15 protein-coding genes are annotated in these 19,254 nt (G+C 65.9%); 10 read left to right on the top strand and 5 right to left on the bottom strand.

What is annotated here, in order from left to right:
• The first annotated feature begins 9 nt into the window (after nt 1-9).
• Nucleotides 10-2,088 carry a BREX system Lon protease-like protein BrxL gene (gene brxL / locus WAF18_RS01245; RefSeq protein WP_337243498.1) on the top strand — a complete coding sequence of 693 codons (2,079 nt, stop codon included), beginning with the start codon at nt 10-12 and terminating at the stop codon, nt 2,086-2,088.
• 179 nt (nt 2,089-2,267) lie between these two features.
• Here brxL and WAF18_RS01240 read toward each other — a convergent pair whose 3' ends face one another.
• The 5 genes from WAF18_RS01240 to rpmH all read right to left on the bottom strand — a co-directional run bounded on the left by WAF18_RS01240 (nt 2,268) and on the right by rpmH (nt 7,411).
• Nucleotides 2,268-3,473, bottom strand: a complete 1,206-nt coding sequence (locus tag WAF18_RS01240; RefSeq protein WP_337243497.1) for an integrase arm-type DNA-binding domain-containing protein — start codon at nt 3,471-3,473, stop codon at nt 2,268-2,270.
• A 183-nt stretch (nt 3,474-3,656) separates the two neighbouring features.
• Complete coding sequence (gene mnmE, locus WAF18_RS01235; protein ID WP_337243496.1) at nt 3,657-4,988, bottom strand: tRNA uridine-5-carboxymethylaminomethyl(34) synthesis GTPase MnmE; 1,332 nt, start codon at nt 4,986-4,988, stop codon at nt 3,657-3,659.
• A 66-nt stretch (nt 4,989-5,054) separates the two neighbouring features.
• Nucleotides 5,055-6,764, bottom strand: coding sequence for a membrane protein insertase YidC (gene yidC, locus WAF18_RS01230; protein WP_337243495.1), 1,710 nt, complete (start codon nt 6,762-6,764; stop codon nt 5,055-5,057).
• A 13-nt stretch (nt 6,765-6,777) separates the two neighbouring features.
• Nucleotides 6,778-7,194, bottom strand: a complete 417-nt coding sequence (gene rnpA / locus WAF18_RS01225) for a ribonuclease P protein component (RefSeq protein WP_337243494.1) — start codon at nt 7,192-7,194, stop codon at nt 6,778-6,780.
• A 76-nt stretch (nt 7,195-7,270) separates the two neighbouring features.
• Complete coding sequence (rpmH, locus tag WAF18_RS01220; RefSeq protein ID WP_047138036.1) at nt 7,271-7,411, bottom strand: 50S ribosomal protein L34; 141 nt, start codon at nt 7,409-7,411, stop codon at nt 7,271-7,273.
• 221 nt (nt 7,412-7,632) lie between these two features.
• Here rpmH and dnaA point away from each other — a divergent pair, with 221 nt between their 5' ends.
• From dnaA to WAF18_RS01175, 9 genes are all read left to right on the top strand, one after another.
• Nucleotides 7,633-8,979 (top strand): chromosomal replication initiator protein DnaA, encoded by a 1,347-nt coding sequence (gene dnaA, locus WAF18_RS01215; protein WP_183425109.1) that lies wholly within the window; start codon nt 7,633-7,635, stop codon nt 8,977-8,979.
• A 253-nt stretch (nt 8,980-9,232) separates the two neighbouring features.
• Nucleotides 9,233-10,333: a DNA polymerase III subunit beta gene (gene dnaN / locus WAF18_RS01210; protein WP_337243493.1), complete on the top strand. Its 1,101-nt coding sequence runs from the start codon at nt 9,233-9,235 to the stop codon at nt 10,331-10,333.
• A gap of 102 nt (nt 10,334-10,435) precedes the next feature.
• Complete coding sequence (gene recF, locus WAF18_RS01205; RefSeq protein WP_337243492.1) at nt 10,436-11,536, top strand: DNA replication/repair protein RecF; 1,101 nt, start codon at nt 10,436-10,438, stop codon at nt 11,534-11,536.
• Between the two features lie 893 nt (nt 11,537-12,429).
• A complete protein-coding gene (gyrB, locus tag WAF18_RS01200) occupies nt 12,430-14,865 on the top strand; it encodes a DNA topoisomerase (ATP-hydrolyzing) subunit B (RefSeq protein WP_183425112.1) in 2,436 nt (811 codons plus the stop codon).
• A gap of 120 nt (nt 14,866-14,985) precedes the next feature.
• Nucleotides 14,986-15,792: a M48 family metallopeptidase gene (locus tag WAF18_RS01195; RefSeq protein ID WP_183425113.1), complete on the top strand. Its 807-nt coding sequence runs from the start codon at nt 14,986-14,988 to the stop codon at nt 15,790-15,792.
• Nucleotides 15,793-15,929: 137 nt separating this feature from the next.
• On the top strand, nt 15,930-17,129 hold the full coding sequence (locus WAF18_RS01190; protein WP_337243932.1) for a tetratricopeptide repeat protein: 1,200 nt from the start codon (nt 15,930-15,932) through the stop codon (nt 17,127-17,129).
• A 135-nt stretch (nt 17,130-17,264) separates the two neighbouring features.
• Nucleotides 17,265-17,924, top strand: coding sequence for an energy transducer TonB (locus tag WAF18_RS01185; RefSeq protein WP_241944751.1), 660 nt, complete (start codon nt 17,265-17,267; stop codon nt 17,922-17,924).
• 108 nt (nt 17,925-18,032) lie between these two features.
• Nucleotides 18,033-18,788, top strand: a complete 756-nt coding sequence (locus tag WAF18_RS01180; RefSeq protein ID WP_337243491.1) for a MotA/TolQ/ExbB proton channel family protein — start codon at nt 18,033-18,035, stop codon at nt 18,786-18,788.
• A 34-nt stretch (nt 18,789-18,822) separates the two neighbouring features.
• Nucleotides 18,823-19,248 (top strand): biopolymer transporter ExbD, encoded by a 426-nt coding sequence (locus WAF18_RS01175; protein ID WP_241944749.1) that lies wholly within the window; start codon nt 18,823-18,825, stop codon nt 19,246-19,248.
• The last annotated feature ends 6 nt before the right edge of the window (nt 19,249-19,254 follow it).

Raw genomic sequence — 19,254 nt, 5'->3', positions numbered from 1 at the left:
AGACCAGCCATGACCCAGCTTGATGACAAGATCAACCAGCATTTCGCCGGCCTGGTGGTGCGCAAAGATTTGGTGAAGGCCGTCAAGGGCAACGCCATCGTGCCCACCTATGTGCTGGAGTACCTGCTGGGGCAGTACTGCGCGACCAATGACGCGGCGACCATCCAGACCGGCATTGATACGGTCCGGGAGATCCTGCGCAAGCACTATGTGCACCGCAACGAAGCGGGCCTGGTGCGCTCGACGATCAAGGAAAAGGGCCGGCACAAGGTGATCGACCGCATCAGCGTGTCGCTCAACGACAAAGATGACGTCTATGAAGCCGAGTTCGCCAACCTTGGCATCAAAAAGGTATTGATCGACTCCGGCACGGTGAAATCGCACCAGAAACTATTGGTGGGTGGCGTCTGGTGCATTGCCGATCTGGAATACGAATACACCGAGGACAAGTCGGCATCGCCCTGGATACTGGCCTCGCTCAAGCCGATCCAGATCTCCCGTTTCGACCTGGAAGGCTACCTGGAAGCCCGCCGGCAGTTCAGCACCGATGAGTGGATCGATCTGCTGATCCAGAGCATCGGCTTCAACCCGCAGATGTTCGGCAAGCGCAACAAGCTGCTGCAACTGATTCGCCTGATTCCGTTCTGCGAACGCAACTACAACCTGATCGAACTGGGGCCCAAAGGCACGGGCAAGTCGCATGTGTACTCGGAATTTTCGCCGCACGGCATCTTGATCTCTGGCGGTGAAGTCACGGTTCCCAAGCTGTTCGTTCACAACGGCACCGGCAAGCTTGGGCTGGTGGGGTACTGGGATGTGGTGGCCTTCGACGAGTTCGCCGGCAAGCAAAAGCGCGTGGACAAGGCGCTGGTGGACATCATGAAGAACTACATGGCCAACAAGTCGTTTTCGCGTGGTGTGGAAACGCTCGGGGCTGAAGCGAGCATGGTGTTCGTCGGCAACACCGACCACACCGTGCCCTACATGCTCAAGCACAGCGATCTGTTCGATCCGTTGCCTGAGAAATTCCACGATTCCGCCTTCCTCGATCGCATCCACAGCTACATCCCGGGCTGGGAGGTAGACGTGATTCGTGCAGAGATGTTCTCTGCGGGCTATGGGTTCGTGGTCGACTATCTGGCCGAGATCCTGCGCTCGCTGCGCAGCCACGATCATTCGGACCGCTACAAGGCGTTGTTCACACTGGGCGACGATATCTCCACGCGAGATCGCGACGGCATCAACAAGACCTTCTCCGGGCTGATGAAGCTCTTGTTCCCTGACGGACAGGCGAGCGATTCCGAGATCGAAGAGGTCCTGCGTTGTTCCATCGAAGGGCGAAAGCGGGTCAAAGACCAATTGCTTCGCATCGATGCGACCTATCCAAAAGTGTGCTTTGCCTATTCGGATGCGGCTGGGCAGGAGCGCCTGGTGCATACGCTGGAGGAAGACGAGTACCCGAACCAATATCACCGCCGTGTGGCTGCCGACGATTCGACCGAGACAACAGCAGGTGTGCAGGGCGCTTCAGCAGCGGTCGAGCCTTCTCAAGGCGTACCGGCAGTCGAGCAGCTAACTCGCTCAAAGACCACTGACAACCCCCTGAAAGAGCAACATCTGGTTTTTCAGGAGAACCAGCGTGGTGTGAGCTTTGACAGCTTGTTCGGCCCGTATCTGGCTGGAGCCAAGCGGATCGTCGTGACCGACCCCTACTTGCGCATGTTTCACCAGCTCCGCAACCTGATGGAGTTGATGGAAACCATCAGCAAACTCCATGGTCCAGAGGATGAATTCGCTGTGCATGTCGTCACCGTCGAAGACGAATTCAACGGGGATCGCCAGACGGAAAATATGCGGAAAATCGCAGATGCCTGCACGACTGTCGGCATTCAGTTCACCTGGGCCTACGATACCAGCGGCACCAAACATGACCGGGACATCACCACGGACCATGGGTGGAAAATCGTGCTCAGCCGTGGCCTGGATGTATTCCAACGCTTCGAGCTCAATGATGCGTTCAACTTCGCCAACCGTTTGCAGCAGCAGCGGCAATGCAAGGAATTCAACGTCACCTACGTTCGGCTATAGGGCCTCAGGTAGGACTCTCTCGGTTAGCCGTTTTCCCCCTGCAAACCTAGGAACCTGAAGCAGTTGTCAACCAATGGTTGACAACTGCTCCGACGGAAAAGCTTCAAAACGCAAAGTAAAAGGCAAGGGAACGGCGCACAAGGGCCAATGGCCCTACCCAGAAAAGGAAAAGGCCACCCTCAAGCCAAAGCAGCGCCGATCACCAGATTTCCCGACGGCGCCAGCCCGTCGATGTAGTCCGACCACGCCTGTAGCATCTCCCGCCGCTGCTCGGCGTATTCCGCCCGGTTGTAGACACCGCGCACGCCGCCGATGGTGTGGTTCAGCGCCTTCTCCACCACGTCCGAAGGCCAGCCCTGCTCGTGCAGCAGAGTCGAAGCCGTTCGCCGCAAGTCGTGGATGGTGAAGGCGGGAATCTCCTGCCCCTGCAATGACACCTTCAGCGCCTGATTCAGCGCATTGTTGGCGAAGGGCTTGGCCAACGTGCCACGCCCCGGCAGCACCCAGACACTGCTGCCGGCCAGCGGCTTGAGTTCCTTGAACAGCGTCTGCGCCTGGGTGGACAGGTAGACGATGTGCGGCTTGCCGGTCTTGGAGTTCTCGACCGGGATGTGCCATTCGCCTTCGTCCAGATGTACGTCCTTCCACTGCGCCAGCATCAGTTCCGACTTACGCACCAGAGTCATCAGGATCAACTGGAAGGCGATCTTGAACTGGCGGCGGATATTGGAGGTCTGCATGGCGCGCAGGAACTGCCGGATTTCGTCCGGCGTCAGCGCACGGTCGCGGGCGGCAGCGCGGTAGACGTGCCGCATCGGCAGGGCCATGGCCGGGTTGGCCTGGATCAGGCCGCATGTCAGCGCGTAGTCAAACATGCGCTTGAGAAGACCGCGCACCTGGCCTGCGGCGGCATCGAAGCCTTGTTCCTTCTTGCGCCAGATGACGCTACGCACGTCCTCGGCGGTGATGTCCCGAACCGGCTTGCTGCCGATGTGCGGCAGGATGTCCTTCTCCAGGTAGCGGCGAGGCATGGTCACGTCCTTGCGATCGCGTGACTGGATGTCCTTGAAGAAGCGTTCGGCGAAGTCGGCCACGGTGGCGTCTTCGGGACCGGCCACCTTCTCCTGCTGCTTCTTCTTTGCCGGCGACTCTCCCATCGCCACTTGCTGGGCTGCCTCATCCCGCTTCAGGCGAGCGTTCTTCAGCGTCAGCGCGGGGTACTTGCCCAGCGTCAGCTTCTCGTACTTGCCATTCAGGCGGTAGCGGTAACGCCAGACGATGCCCCCGGTCGGGAACACTTCCACATGAAGCCCCCGGTCGTCGGTGACCGTGTAGGTCTTGTCCCTGGGCTTGAGCGCCTTGAGTGCGGTGTCGGTCAGCGCCATCTCATCCTCCGTATGTCCAAGTAGGAGGAAGAAAGCAATCATCCAGCTACTTGGAACTAAACTTGGACATAAAAGTGAGTGGCTTTGACTGTATCACCGAATCCGTCATTAGACAAAAATCCCTTTATTTACAAGGATTATCACCACATCAGAAGACGTCAATGGATGTCCTTGGACCCTACCTCACTTCCCGATGCAGAAGCTCGAGAAGATATGCCCCAGCAGATCGTCAGGCAGGACACGGCCGGTGATCTCACCGACCGCGTCGTGGGCCACGCGCAAGGCCTCGGCCGTCAGTTCCAGGGTCTGCGCCTGCAGCGTCGCGCGCGCCTCGTCCACCGCATCGGCGGCAATGCGCAGGGCATCGACGTGGCGCTGCCGGGCAGTGAACGCGCCTTCGCCGGCCGCGGGCCCGGCAACCTGCGTCGCCAGTGCGTCGCGCAGCGCGTCCAGGCCCGCCCCTGTGCGCGCGGAAACACGCACCACGTCATCGTCCGGGGCCGCGCCCTCGAGCAAGTCGACCTTGTTGTGCACGACCAATCGCGCTGGCACATCTTGGATGTCGCTGGCCACGGCGCGCAGGCCCACCTGCGGATCGCGCGCATCGAGCACAATGATTGCCAGGTCCGCGCGACGCAATTCGGCGCGGGCGCGGCGGATGCCCTCGCGCTCGATCGCGTCTCCGGCCTCGCGCAAGCCAGCGGTGTCGACCAAGGTCAATTCGGCGCCGGCGATGCGCACGGTTTCGTGCAGCAGGTCGCGCGTGGTGCCGGCGATCTCGGTGACAATCGCGCGCTCGCTGCCGGCCAGCGCATTGAGCAGCGAACTCTTGCCCGCGTTGGGCGGACCGACGATCACCGCATGCAAGCCGTCGCGCAGCCGGCGTCCCTGCTCGGCTTCGGCAAGCAGCACAGCCAGCGAGGTGGCCAGCGCATCGAGCCGCTCGGCCACGACATCGCCGCCGAGCGCATCGATCGGCTCGTCGGAAAAATCGATCATCGCCTCGACGTGCACGCGCAGGTGCAGCAACTCGGCGGCCAGTGCGTCGCAGCGGGTCGAGAACGCGCCGTCGAGCGTGCGGCGCGCGGCCCGTGCGGCGCGCACGTCGCCGGCGGCGATCAGGTCGGCAACGGCTTCGGCCTGGGTCAGGTCGAGGCGGCCATTGAGGAACGCGCGTTCACTGAACTCACCGGGCCGCGCGAGCCGAGCGCCGAGCGCGCGGCACCGGGCCAGCACCTGCTGCAGCACGACTGGACTGCCATGGCCCTGCAGCTCGACCACGTCTTCGCCGGTGTAGCTGGCCGGGCCAGCAAACGCAATCGCGATGCCGTCGTCGAGTGTCTCGCCATCATCATTCTCGAACCGCACATGGTGGGCGTGGCGCGGCCGCAATATCCGGCCGCACAGCGCCTGCGCGATCTCGGACGCACGCGGCCCCGAGAGCCGCACGATGCCGACGCCACCAGCGCCAGGCGCAGTGGCGATCGCAGCGATGGTGTCGGTGGCTGGGGTCATGTCCTTGCTCCTCAACGCACGAGCCCGCCATGCGGCGGGCTCGTGGAGATCGCGTCGGCGCGGCCGTCAGGCCTTGGCCGGCGCCTCGCTGTAGCGCTTGATCATCCACCACTGCTGCAGCAGGCCCAGGCCGCCGTTGGTGACCCAGTACAGCACCAGGCCCGAGGGGAAGAAGATCATGATCACGCCGAAGATCAGCGGCATCAGCTGCATGATCTTCTGCTGCATCGGGTCGACGCCGACCATCGGCGTGAGCTTCTGCGTCGCCCACATGATCGCGATGTTGAGCACCGGCAGGATGAAGTAGGGGTCGCGCGCGGTCAGGTCCTGGATCCACAGCATCCACGGCGTGTGGCGCAGTTCCACCGATTCGAGCAGCACCCAGTACAGCGCGAAGAACACCGGCATCTGCAGCAGCACCGGCAGGCAGCCGCCGATCGGGTTGATCTTCTCCTTCTTGTACAGCTCCATCATCGCCATCTGGAACTTCTGCTTGTCGTCCCCGTAGCGTTCCTTGAGCTGGGCAATGCGCGGCTGGAACTTGCGCATCTTCGCCATCGACTTGTACTGGGCGACCGACAGCGGATAGAGCGCGAGCTTCACCAGCAGCACCAGGCCGATGATCGACCAGCCCCAGTTGCCGATCAGCCCGTGCAGCTTGGCCAGCACCCAGAACAGGCCTTCGCCGAGCATTGCGAACAGGGTGAAACGGCTGTAGTCGACGACGCGGTCGAGACCACGCACGCCCTGCGCCTTGATCAGGTCGACCTGCTTGGGTCCGATCCACAGCCGGGCGCTGGTGGCAGCCTGCTGACCGGCGGCGACCGAAATCGGCGGGCCAAGTTCGCGGATCAGGTAGCGCGGTGCGCCCGTGCTGCGATCGACCTGCATCGAGATCGTGCTCGCATCGTCGGCGCGCGGAATCCAGGCGCTGAAGAAGTGGTGCTGCGCCATCGCGATCCACACCTGGGTGTCCTTCGCGTTGAGCGGGCCGTCGCTTTCGAAGTCGCCGAGCTGGCGGCGGCTGTAGCCGATCTCGCTGCCGAACCAGGTCGCACCGACCAGGCTGTAGGACTCGGGATTGGTCATGCCGCGCTTGACCGCAGGTGCGGTCCGGATCAGCTGGCGATAGGCGAAGCCCTGCCACGGCGCGCTGCCGGCGTTGACGATCTCGTCGCGCACTTCGATCGCGTAGTCGGCGCGCGAGAACACGAAGTTGCGGCGGATGGTGACGCCATCGGCACCAGTCCACACGAACGGCACCACCAGCGTGCCTTCGCCATCGGCCAGCGTGTAGGACGTGGCCTGGCCTTCGGGCACGAACGCACCCTCGTGGCTGGGCGCGGCATTGTTGCCGCTGACCCAACCGGCCTGCGCGGCGTAGTAATGCAGCGGATCGGTGTCGAGCATGCGCACCGGCGGGCTGCCGGCGTCACGGGTCTGCGGATAGGCCAGCAGGTCGGCCTCGACGACGTTGCCGCCGTCGAGCACGACGCGCAGCACATCGGTCTGCACCACCACGCGGCGCGCAGCGGCGGCGACGCTGGTCGCCGGCGCCGAGCTCGCACCGGGGACGGTGGGCGCCGCAGTCGCGGCCGGCGCTTCGGGCACTGCGGCGCCCGGCGCCTGCGGCGTCGGCACCGTCGGCGAGCCGGCGGTGGCGGCGCTGGTCTGGGCCGGCTGGGCGGCAGCCGCCTTCTCCTTGCCCCACTCCATCCAGAGCAGCACGGCGACCATCAGCCAGGCGAGGATCAGGAAAGTACGGATCTGGTTCATCAGGCGGGCAGGCTCATGCGCCGGGCGTGGCCGGCGTGGATGGAATCGGGGAAGCGGGCATTGTGCCGACCGGGGCGGCCAGCGGCAACGCGCGGGCACGCCGCAGCGCGGAAACGAAAGCAGTGCGCAGCGCTGCGTTGTCGGCGCCGGCCGCGGGCGGGCGGGCGACGACGACGTAGCTGCCGGGCTTGAGCTCGGCCTGCAGCAGGCGGAACTGGTCGCGCAGCACGCGCTTAATGCGGTTGCGGCCGACCGCACGTTTGTCGACCTTGCGCGAGACCGCCAGCCCCAGGCGGGCCGGGCCGGGCTCGGGCAACAGGTGCACGGCCAGCAACGGCGACGCGGTTCGCGTTGCGCTGGCGAAGATACGATCGAAATCGGCACGCGCGCGCACGCGCATGTGCCGCGGGTATCGGGCACCTGCGTTCATCGGGATGGCGCGGCGGACGGAACGGCGCGCGGCGGGTCGCGGCGCACCGTTCCGGCAGGAAGCATCCTGGCGGCGATTAGGCCGAGAGGACCTTGCGGCCCTTGGCGCGGCGACGGGCCAGGATCTTGCGGCCGTCGGCAGTCGCCATGCGGGCACGGAAGCCGTGGTCGCGCTTGCGCTTGAGGTTGCTGGGTTGGTAGGTGCGCTTGGTAGCCATGGTGACGCCTTCTGGGGCAACGCGACGAAAAGGAACCGGAAATTCTAGCGGCGCCGTGCCGGGACGGTCAAGTCGGCCTTCCGGCAGACGGCGGACGTGCCATAGCGTCGCAGGGCGAGCGCCGACAGCGACATGGTAGTCTGCCAGCCCTCTTTCCCGGTGCCGGAAGTCGCGCGGCTGCGCGACGGCCGCACCGTACTTTTTGGTCGATTGCGCGCCCTATGGATGTCTGGCCCCGCTGCCTCCAACGCCTCGAAGCCGAGTATCCGGCCGAGGAAGTCCACACCTGGCTCAAGCCGCTGCAGGCCCGGGCCGATGCGCAGGCCACGGTGCTCTACGCCCCGAATGCGTTCGTCCGCGACGAGGTGCAGGCGCGCTACATGCCGCGCATCCGCGAACTGCTGGCCCATTTCGCCGGCCATGACGAGGTGAGCCTGCAGGTCGGGTCGCTGCCGCGCGCCGCCGCGCCGCCGCCGCCGCAAGCCGCCCCCACGCCGTTCGGCGAGGCCCGTGCCAGCACGCCCGCCGCGCCGATCGAGGCGTTTGCCGGCAACATGGACAGCCATTACACCTTCGACAACTTCGTCGAAGGCCGCAGCAACCAGATGGGCCGGGCCGCGGCCTGGCAGGCCGCACTCAAGCCCGGCGACCGCGCGCACAACCCGCTGCTGCTGTACGGCGGCACCGGCCTGGGCAAGACCCACCTGATGTTCGCCGCCGGCAACGAGATGCGCCGGCAGAACCCGCGCGCGCGCGTGCTGTATCTGCGTTCGGAGGAGTTCTACAGCGCGTTCTTCCGCTCGATCCAGGAAAAGACGTCGGACCAGTTCAAACGCCAGTTCCGCCAGATCGACGCGCTGCTGATCGACGACATCCAGTTCTTCGCCGGCAAGGACCGGACCCAGGAAGAGTTCTTCCATACCTTCAACACGCTGTTCGACAGCAAGCAGCAGATCATCATGACCTGCGACCGTTACCCGCGTGAGGTCGACGGCCTGGAGCCGCGGCTCAAGTCGCGGCTGGCCTGGGGCCTGTCGGTGGCGATCGATCCGCCGGACTTCGAGACGCGCGCTGCGATCGTGCTGGCCAAGGCCGCTGAGCGCGGCACCCAGGTGCCCGACGACGTGGCGTTCCTGCTGGCCAAGAAGATGCATTCGAACGTGCGCGACCTCGAGGGCGCACTCAATACGCTGGCTGCGCGCGCGAACTTCATGGGCCGGGCGATCACCGTCGAGTTCGCGACCGAGACGCTGCGCGATCTGCTGCGCGCCCAGCAGCAGGCGATCAGCATCGCCAACATCCAGAAGGTCGTCGCCGACTATTACGGCCTGCAGATCAAGGACCTGCTGTCCAAGCGCCGTACGCGCTCGCTGGCGCGGCCCCGGCAGGTGGCGATGGCGCTGTCCAAGGAGCTGACCGAGCACAGCCTGCCGGAGATCGGCGAGGCCTTTGCCGGGCGCGACCACACGACGGTGCTGCACGCCTGCCGTCAGATCCGCACCCTGATCGAAAGCGACGGCAAATTACGCGAGGATTGGGACAAGCTGATCCGCAAGCTCAGCGAGTAAGCTGCGCAAATCCGGGGACTGCACAACACCGGGACGCGCAGTGGACAGCATGTGGACAATTTCGGACCTGCAAACTTGTCCACAGCTTGATCCACTTCTCCACAGGCGCTGTCCACCGGGTTTGAAGGTCGGAAATTCTGTTAGAAATCAGCAGCTTAAATGAGATATCACCCGGTTTTCGCTGCTTCCAGCTCCACCTTTTTTAGATTTATAACCATCTTAAGAAAGCACGGCTCAAGGGGATAACACCGACATGCGCTTCAGTCTGCAACGCGAAACCCTGCTCAAGCCGCTGGCCCAGGTCGTCAACGTCGTCGAGCGGCGTCAGACCCTGCCCGTGCTGGCGAACCTGCTGGTCCAGGTCCAGGACGGCCAGCTGTCGTTGACCGGTACCGACCTCGAGGTCGAGATGGTCTCGCGCCGCGCCGTCGACGACGCGCAGGACGGCGAGACCACGATTCCGGCGCGCAAGCTGTTCGACATCGTTCGTGCGCTGCCCGATGGCAGCAAGGTCGCGATCTCGCAGTCGGGCGACAAGATCACGGTGCAGGCCGGCCGCAGCCGTTTCACGCTGGCAAGCCTGCCGGCGGGTGATTTCCCGTCGGTGGACGAGGTCGAAGCGACCGAGCGCATCGCGGTGCCGGAAGCCGCGCTCAAGGAGTTGATCGAACGGACCGCGTTCGCGATGGCCCAGCAGGACGTGCGCTATTACCTCAACGGCCTGCTGTTCGACCTGGGCGAGACCCGGCTGCGTTGCGTGGCAACCGACGGTCACCGCCTGGCGCTGTGCGAGACCGAGCTCGAAACGGCGGTGCAGACCAAGCGCCAGATCATCCTGCCGCGCAAGGGCGTGACCGAGTTGCAGCGCCTGCTCGAGGGGGGCGACAAGATTCTGGAACTGGAACTCGGCCGTAACCACCTGCGGGTCAAGCGCGACGATGTGACCTTCACCAGCAAGCTCATCGATGGCCGCTTCCCCGACTACGAGGCGGTGATTCCGATCGGCGCCGATCGCGAAGTCGCGGTGGATCGCGAACTGCTGCGCGCCGCGCTGCAGCGCGTGGCTATCCTGTCCAACGAGAAGTACCGCGGCGTGCGCGTCGAGGTGTCGCCGGGGATGCTGCGGATCAACGCGCACAACCCCGAGCAGGAAGAGGCGCACGAAGAGGTCGAGGCGGACACCAAGGTCGACGAGCTTGCGGTCGGGTTCAACGTCAACTATCTGCTCGATGCGCTGACGGCGCTGCGCGGCGAACAGGTGATTCTGAAGTTGCGTGATGCCAACTCCTCGGCACTGGTGCGCGAGGCGGCGGACGAGCGCAGCCGCCATGTTGTGATGCCGCTGCGTCTCTGACGCCCGGTCTATCATGCGCGGGCCCGCCCGACGCAATGTTTCACGTGGAACAAGCGCCCGGCCATGCCGGGCGTTTTCCGTTTCCGACCTCACAGGACCTGTGTGCAGCTCACCCGTCTCGATCTTGGCCGCGTAAGGAACCTGGACGCGGTCTCTCTTGCGCCGGGGCCGCGCTTGAACCTGCTGCTCGGCGCGAATGGGGCCGGCAAAAGCAGTGTGCTCGAAGGCCTGCATTTGCTGGCCTATGGCCGCAGCTTCCGCGGCCGGGTCCGTGACGGCCTGATCCAGCGCGGTGCCGATGCGTTGGAGGTCTTTGCGGAGTGGCAGCCGGATCCTGTGCACCCCGAGCATCGGCGGCGTGCGGGTCTGCGGCATAGCGGGCAGGCGTGGACGGGCCGCCTGGATGGCGCGTCCGTGAGCCAACTCGGCGAGTTATGCGCGGCGCTGATGGTCGTGACCTTCGAACCCGGCAGCCACGCGCTGATTTCCGGGGGGAGCGAGATTCGCAGGCGTTACCTCGATTGGGGGCTGTTCCACGTGGAACATGACTTTCTGGGGCAGTGGCGGCGGTACGCGCGGGCGCTGCGCCAGCGCAACGCGCTGTTGAAGGCCGGCGTCGGGGGGGCACAGCTGGACGCTTGGGACCACGAGCTTGCGGAGGCGGGTCAACCGCTCGATCTGCGCCGCGAAGCCTATCTGGTCCGGCTGCAGGCGGCATTGCAGCGGATTGCGGCGGTGCTGGCGCCGGCGCTGGGTGAGGCGACGCTCTCGTTTCTGCCCGGGTGGCGCAGGAACGACTTGTCGCTGGCGGACGCGCTGCTGGTCGCGCGCGACCGCGATCGTGCGCTTGGCCACACGTCCGTCGGCCCACACCGCGCGGACTGGCGGATCGGATTTGAGGCGCGGCCGGAGCAGGGCTTGCTGTCGCGTGGCCAGGCGAAGCAGGCTGCCCTGTGCTGCCTGCTGGCCCAAGCCGCGGATTGCGCAGACGCGGCGGCTGGACGCTGGCCGGTCGTGGCACTCGACGATCTCGCTTCGGAACTCGATCGCGATCACCAGCGTCAGGTGCTCGAGTTCCTGCAGGCCGCGGATGCGCAGGTCCTGCTGACAGGCACGGAGCAGCCTTCGCACTGGCCGGCGGCGCTGGTGGCCGAGGCGCATGTGTTCCACGTGGAACACGGGAAGGTCGAAAGCGTCAGCTGAATCGAAGTTGCCCGGCTACGTCGGTTGCCTGGCGCACAGGTGGTGTTCCACGTGGAACCACCTTCTGTAGGCCAAGCGTGAGCTGTGTTTCACGTGGAACCTTATCCAGCGCTTCGCTTCGCGGTGCGCACGGCTGTCAAAGCGGGATGCCGAGCTTCTTCTCGGTCGGGTGCGACACACTCGGCCGCGGTGAACAGCGCCGCTGCGCCCCGTGCTCGACTCGGAACACCGGTGGCCTCGTTTCCTCGCATTTCGCCCTGCTGAAGCTGCGGGGCGGGGCGATCGCCTTGGCCACCGCCACTGCATGCTGCGTCCGGGCCCGTGTAAGGACGGCGAGCGCGGAGCGCGCGAGCGAATGGCGCCGCCCGCGCCCGACTTGTTCGGGGCCGGCCGCCAGCGACGGTGGGCGCGACGCAAAGCAGAGCAGCGAAGCTTTGACGGTGGCGCAGCGGATGCAGGCCTTACCGCAGGCCGCGCACGGTATCTGGCGCCATAGACCGCCATTGCAGCCCGGTCGATACCGCCCTGCGGTCCCACTGCGGTGCTTGTTTGAGCACTCCCCGAGGATCTGATGTGCGGGCGGGCGCATTCTGCGCCGGGGCGGGCGATCTGAGGCTTAGGGACCAAGACTCGCATTCGACCCTGCGTGCGCGCCCGCGCCCGTCGCCCGGCTGCCTCCCGTCCCATCCGTCCTGCCGCGATTGCGGCAAGACGCCGACCACCAACAACGCGATTCGACGCCGTTGAACGCAAAGGTTCCACGTGGAACCACCCCCGGGGCGTGCCGGGGTGGGGTGGTATGATGGCCCTCTATGCCGGCCTGTTCGACCGCCGCATGTCGCCTCGCGGCGCTTGCGCGTCGCGGACCGCGCGCCTGCCAGACAGCGAATCGAATGAGCGACGAGACCATCCCCGGCGGCGCCCCCGCCAATACCGATTACGACTCCAGCCGGATCACCGTGCTGCGTGGCCTCGAGGCCGTTCGCAAGCGGCCAGGCATGTACATCGGCGACGTGCACGATGGCACCGGCCTGCACCACATGGTGTTCGAGGTCGTGGACAACGCGATCGACGAAGCGCTCGCCGGCCATGCCGACGAGGTCGTCGTGACGATCCACGAGGATGGCTCGGTCTCGGTGTCGGACAACGGCCGTGGCATCCCGGTCGACATCCACAAGGAAGAGGGCGTGTCGGCCGCGCAGGTCATCATGACCCAACTGCACGCTGGCGGTAAGTTCGACGACAACAGCTACAAGGTCTCCGGCGGCCTGCATGGCGTGGGTGTCTCGGTCGTCAACGCGCTGAGCGAGAAGCTCACGCTCGACATCTGGCGCGACGGTTACCACCACCATCAGGAGTACGCGACCGGCGAGCCGGTCGCGCCGCTCGAGCGCCGCGAGCCCTCGACCAAGCGCGGTACCACCCTGCGCTTCTGGCCGGCGGTCGCGACGTTCACCGACGTCACGTTCCATTACGACATCCTGGCCCGCCGCCTGCGGGAGCTCTCGTTCCTCAATTCCGGTGTCAAGGTCACGCTTGTCGACCTGCGCGGAGAAGGGCGGCGCGATACCTACCAGTACGAGGGCGGCATCCGCTCGTTCGTCGAGCACCTCGCCCAGCTCAAGACGCCACTGCACCCCAATGTGATCTCCGTCACGGGCGAGCAGAGCGGTATCACGGTCGATGTCGCGCTGCAGTGGACCGACGCGTACCAGGAAACGATGTTCTGCTTCACCAACAACATCCCGCAGAAGGACGGCGGCACGCATCTGCAGGGTTTCCGCGCCGCGCTCACGCGCACGCTGACGCAGTACATCGAGCACAACGGCATCGCCAAGCAGGCCAAGGTCGCGCTGTCGGGCGACGACATGCGCGAGGGCATGATCGCGGTGCTGTCGGTGAAGGTGCCCGACCCGAGCTTCTCGTCGCAGACCAAGGAAAAGCTGGTCTCGTCCGAAGTGCGCCCGGTCGTCGAAAGCGCGTTCGGCCAGCGGCTGCAGGAGTTCCTCGAGGAGAACCCGAACGAGGCGCGTGCGATCGCAGGCAAGATCGTCGATGCCGCGCGCGCGCGCGAGGCCGCGCGCAAGGCCCGCGACCTGACCCGCCGCAAGGGCGCGCTGGACATCGCCGGCCTGCCGGGCAAGCTTGCCGACTGCCAGGAGAAGGACCCGGCGCTGTCGGAACTGTTCATCGTCGAGGGCGATTCGGCCGGCGGTTCGGCCAAGCAGGGGCGCAATCGCCGCAACCAGGCGGTGCTGCCGCTGCGCGGCAAGATCCTCAACGTCGAGCGCGCGCGGTTCGACCGCATGCTCGCATCGGCCGAGGTCGGCACGCTGATCACCGCGCTCGGCACTGGCATCGGCAAGGACGAGTACAACCCCGACAAGCTGCGCTACCACCGCATCATCATCATGACCGACGCCGACGTCGACGGCTCGCATATCCGCACGCTGCTGCTGACGTTCTTCTACCGGCAGATGCCCGAGCTGATCGAGCGCGGCCATGTCTACATCGGCCTGCCGCCGCTGTACAAGATCAAGCAGGGCAAGAACGAGCTCTACCTCAAGGACGACGCTGCGCTCGATGCCTATCTGGCCGGCAATGCGGTCGAAGGGGCGCAGCTGATTCCGGCCGCCGGCGAACCGGCGATCGAAGGCCTCGCCCTGGAGCGGTTGCTGCTCGATTTCGCCGCGGCCAAGGATGCGATCGCGCGCAACGCGCACCGCTACGATCCGGCCGTGCTGGAACTGCTGCTCGACGCCGCGCCGCTGTCCGGCGATGCCGAGGCCGCGCAGGATGCATTGCGTGCGCTGGAAGGGCGCCTCAACCAGTCCGGGCTCGGTCGTCCGCGTTATCGGTTCTCGGTGCAGCCGGCCAACGAATCGCGCGGCGCCGTGCTGACGATCGAACGCCAGCACATGGGCGTCGACCTGATCCAGATGGTGCCGCTGGCCGCGCTCGAAAGTGGCGACCTGCGCGCGGTCGGCGAGGTCGCGCGCCAGCTGCACGGCCTGATCCGCGAGGGTGCGCAGATCGTCCGCGGCAATCGCGCCCAGCCGGTGAAGACCTTCGCCGGCGCCCAGGCGTGGCTGCTCGAGGAAGCCAAGAAGGGCCGCCAGATCCAGCGCTTCAAGGGCCTGGGCGAAATGAACCCCGAGCAGCTGTGGGACACCACCGTCAATCCCGAAACGCGACGCCTGCTGCAGGTGCGGATCGAGGACGCCGTGGCGGCCGATGAGATCTTCAGCACGCTGATGGGCGATGTCGTCGAGCCGCGCCGTGCCTTCATCGACGACAACGCGCTCAAGGTCGCCAACCTCGACGTCTGAGGGCCGTGACCACGCGGCCTGCGCCGTGCAGGCCGTGCGCCCGGATTGACGGAACGTTAATCCGGGCCGCACTACAACGGATGCCCTGACCATCCGTATCGAGCAAGGGGAAGCCGGACCATGAAAGCGCCCATCGCAGCCGCCGTTGCGTTGCTGCTGACCGCCTGCGCCACCACCACGTCGCCGACCGGGCGCACCCAGTACGTGGGCGGCGTCTCGCAGGCGCAGCTCAACCAGATGGGCGAGCAGGCGTTCGCCGAGACCAAGGCCAAGACCCGTCAGTCCACCGATGCCCGGCAGCAGGCCTATGTGCGCTGCATCGTGACCGATATCGTGCGCGAGCTGCCCGCCAACTGGCAGCAGCTCAAGTGGGAGTCGGTGGTGTTCGTGGACGACAACCCCAACGCCTTCGCGTTGCCCGGCGGCAAGGTCGGCGTGCATACCGGCATCCTGACCGTCGCCAAGAACCAGGATCAGCTGGCGGCCGTCATCGCGCACGAGATCGGCCACGTCTACGCCAACCACCACGACGAGCGCATCACTCGCCAGCTCGGCGCGCAGGGCGCGCTCGGCGTGGCCGGTGCGTTGCTCGGCTCGCGCTACGGCGAAGGTGCGCAGCAGACGACCAGCCAGCTCGGCGGCGCGGCGCTGCAGGCGACGTTCCTGCTGCCCGGTACCCGCACCCAGGAAACCGAGGCGGACGTGGTCGGGCAGGAGTTGATGGCCAAGGCCGGGTTCGACCCGCGTGCGGCCGTCGCGCTGTGGCAGAACATGATCACTGCCAGCGGCGGCAACCAGCCGCCGCAATGGTTGTCGACGCACCCCAATCCGCAGAACCGCATCGCCGAACTGCAGGCGCGTGCGACCTCGCTGGTGCCGGTCTACGAACAGGCCCGTGCGGCCGGTCGCCGTCCCAACTGCGGCTGATCAGGTTGCCCACGACGGCGAAGCGTCGGCCATAATCGCCGTCCAGACTCCTGCGCTCGCGCTCGCGGCGCATCCACCCCAATCGAGGTGACCCGATGTCCAAGTCCCGTTTTTCCCACAAGGCGCTGGTCGCCGCGATGACCACCGCGCTGCTGGCCTTCGGCGCGCCGGCGATGGCGCAGGACGACGGCGGTAGCGACCGCAGCGAGCGCAGCAGCCGCGCCGATCGCAGCTCACGCTCGGCCGACCGCAGCGAGCGTCGCGGCGGTCGCCAGGCGCAGCAGAAGGAAGAAGCGCGTTATCCCAACGCCACGCGCAAGGAGCCGGGCGTGCAGGCCAGCCAGCGTCTGGTCAAGGACCTCAACGCGCTGTCCGAGGCGTACAACGCGCAGGACGCGGAGAAGGGACTGCCGTTGGCCGATCAGATCATCGCCAACGAACGCGCGAACGAGTACGACAAGTCGATGGCCGCATTGCTCGCCGGCCAGCTGCTGCTCAACGACGACAACGCCCGCGCGATCACCTATCTCGAACAGGCGATCGCCAGCGGCGGCCTGGACAACAACAACCACTTCCAGGCGATGCTGATCGTCGCCCAGCTGCAGGCACAGGAGCAGGACTACGCCGCCGCGCTGGTGTCGCTGGATCGCTACCTCGCCGAATCCGCATCCACCGATCCCAAGGACCAGGCGCTCAAGGGCAATCTGCTCTATCGTCTGGAGCGTTACCCCGAGGCGATCGCCACGCTCAAGCCGCTGGTCGAAGGCGGTGGCGAGGTCGACCCGCAGTGGACCCAGGTGCTGATGGGCGCCTACGCCGAGTCGGGCAACAGCGCTGAGGCCACGCGTCTGGCCGAGCAGGTCGCGCAGGCAACGCCCGACGACAAGCGCTCGCAGATCAACCTCGCGGTGTCGTACCTGCAGACCGATCAGAACGACAAGGCGATCGAGGTGTTCGAGCGTCTGCGCAGCAGCGGCCAGCTGACCGAGGACACCGAGTACCGCAACCTCTACGCGCTCTACCTCAACAGCGAGGGCAAGGAGCGCGAGGCGATCGCGGTGATCAACGAAGGCCTGCAGAAGAACATCCTGCAGTCCGACTACCGCACGCTGTCCGCGCTCGCTCAGGCCTACTACTTCTCCGATCAGATCGAGCCGGCGATCGAGACCTGGCGCAAGGCGGCGCCGCTGGCCGAGAACGGCGAGACCTACCTCAATCTGGCGCGTGCACTGCATCAGGAAGGCCGCAGCGCGGAAGCCAAGGAAGCTGCGCGTCAGGCCATCGCCAAGGGGCTCAAGTCCAACGCCGACGCGGAGCGAATCATCTCCGCCCGTTAAGGAAAAGTTCTGCGCGTCACGGATGGTGCACGTTGCTCGGATTGGTATAAGCTTCGGGATTCCTGCCGCCAGACAGGGCGGCAGGTTGACCTTTCCACCGGAGCGTTTCGCTCTGGCCTCACGTGAGTTCTCCGCATGACGCAACGCTCGACGACGACCAACGACGAAGACGAAGGCCTGAACTGGGCCCGCATCGCCGGATTCACGATGGTGGTCGCCTTCCACGCCGCCGCGGTCATGCTGCTGCTGGCACCGGTGAATCCGCCGAACGCGGCACCCGAGGAAGAGATGGCCACCCGCGTGGTCATCATCGAGCCGCCGCCGCCGCCCCCGCCGCCGCCGCCGCCGCCGCCGGAACCGCCGAAGCCGCAGCCCATCAAGGAGCTGTCGCCGCCGCGACCGACACCGGTGCCACCGCCGCCGGAAGCGCCGCCGGTCGTGTTCGACGACCCGTCGCCGATGGATGCTCCGGCCCCGCCGCCGGCGCCGCCCGCGCCGCCTGCCCAGGTTGCCGACATCGGCGCCAGCGTCGACATCTCGTCGAAGAACATGAATCCGCCGCGCTACCCGCCGGCCGCAGCCCGCGCCCAGATCGAGGGCACCGTCATCCTCGTCATCGACGTCGATGCGCAGGGCAACGTCACCAATGTCTCGGTCGAGAAGTCCAGCCGCAACCGCGATCTCGACCGCGCCGCGATCGAAGCCGCGCGCAAGTGGTCGTTCGCACCGGCAATGAAGGATGGCCAGCCGGCTGCCGGCCGCGTCCGCGTCCCAGTCGACTTCAGCCTCAGTTGATCATGGCGGCCTGATGGCCGCGCAGATTCGGCGCCCGTTCGCGGGGGCCTGTTAGTCCCCGCGTCACGTTCCACTTCTTCAAACCACTACATCTAGAAGGTAAGCGTTATGCTGCAGGAAACCACCACCGCCCCGACCGGAGCCGGCAACGCTGCAGCCCTGCAGCAGATGGGCTTCGCGGACATGATTCAGCACATGGACGCGGTCGGCTGGGTCGTCCTCATCGTGCTCGTCTCGATGTCGGCCATGTCGATCTACTGGATCATCTACAACGCGATCAAGAATGCCCGCCTGCGTGGCAGCTCGGACCGCGTGATCAACACGTTCTGGGAAACCCCGAACGCCCAGGACGCGATCCGTCATATGGAAGAGCAGCCCAAGAGCGAGCCCTTCTCGAAGGTCGCCCTGGACGCCGCCCAGGCTGCCGCGCACCACCAGCGTCACGAAGGCTCGCGCCTGGTCGAGTCGCTGAACCGTTCGGAGTTCGTCGACCGCGCGCTGCGTCAGGCCGTCACTCGTGAGTCGCTGAAGCTCGAGAACGGTCTGACCGTGCTCGCGACCGTCGGTGCGACCGCACCGTTCGTCGGTCTGCTCGGTACGGTGTGGGGCATCTACCGCGCCCTGATCCGTATCGGTGCCAGCGGCCAGGCCGACATCGGCGCAGTGGCGGGTCCCGTGGGTGAGGCGCTGATCATGACCGCGATCGGTCTGGGCGTCGCGATCCCGGCGGTGCTGGGCTACAACTTCTTCGTCCGCCTCAACCGCGGCACGAACAACAAGCTCGACACGTTCGCGCACGACCTGCACGACTTCTTCGCCACCGGTTCGCGCGTCGGCGATGCCGTCCCGCCGGCCAAGGTCTAAGAACGTACGTCAGTAGCGACAACGGAGTCCCGATATGGCTTTCAGCTCAGGTGGTGGCGGTAACGACAAGGTCAACGCCACGATCAACATCGTCCCGCTTGTCGACGTCATGCTGGTGCTGCTGATCATCTTCATGGTCACGGCACCGATGATGGCGCACAAGGTCAAGGTCGAGTTGCCGCAGGCCAATCTGGACGAGCGTCCGGATACGGCGCCCCCGGCGCCGCCGATCACGGTCGCGATCACCGACAGCGGCGAGATCTACGTCAACGACGAGCCGGTGTCGATCGAGTTGCTCGAGAGCACGCTGTCGGTCGAGGCGCAGAAGACGCCTCAGCCGCCGGTCAACATCCGGGCCGACTCGACCGCGAAGTACCGGGTCGTCAACCAAGTGGTCAACGTTGCGCAGGCCCAGGGCATGCGCAAGGTCGGCTTCGTGGCGACGACCGAAAGCAACTAAACCGGA

The sequence above is a fragment of the Luteimonas sp. gir genome (assembly GCF_037198055.1).
In the GTDB taxonomy this organism is placed as follows: domain Bacteria; phylum Pseudomonadota; class Gammaproteobacteria; order Xanthomonadales; family Xanthomonadaceae; genus Luteimonas; species Luteimonas citri_A.
Note: the sequence above shows the minus strand (reverse complement) of the source record. Positions and strands in the feature narration are given on the sequence as shown.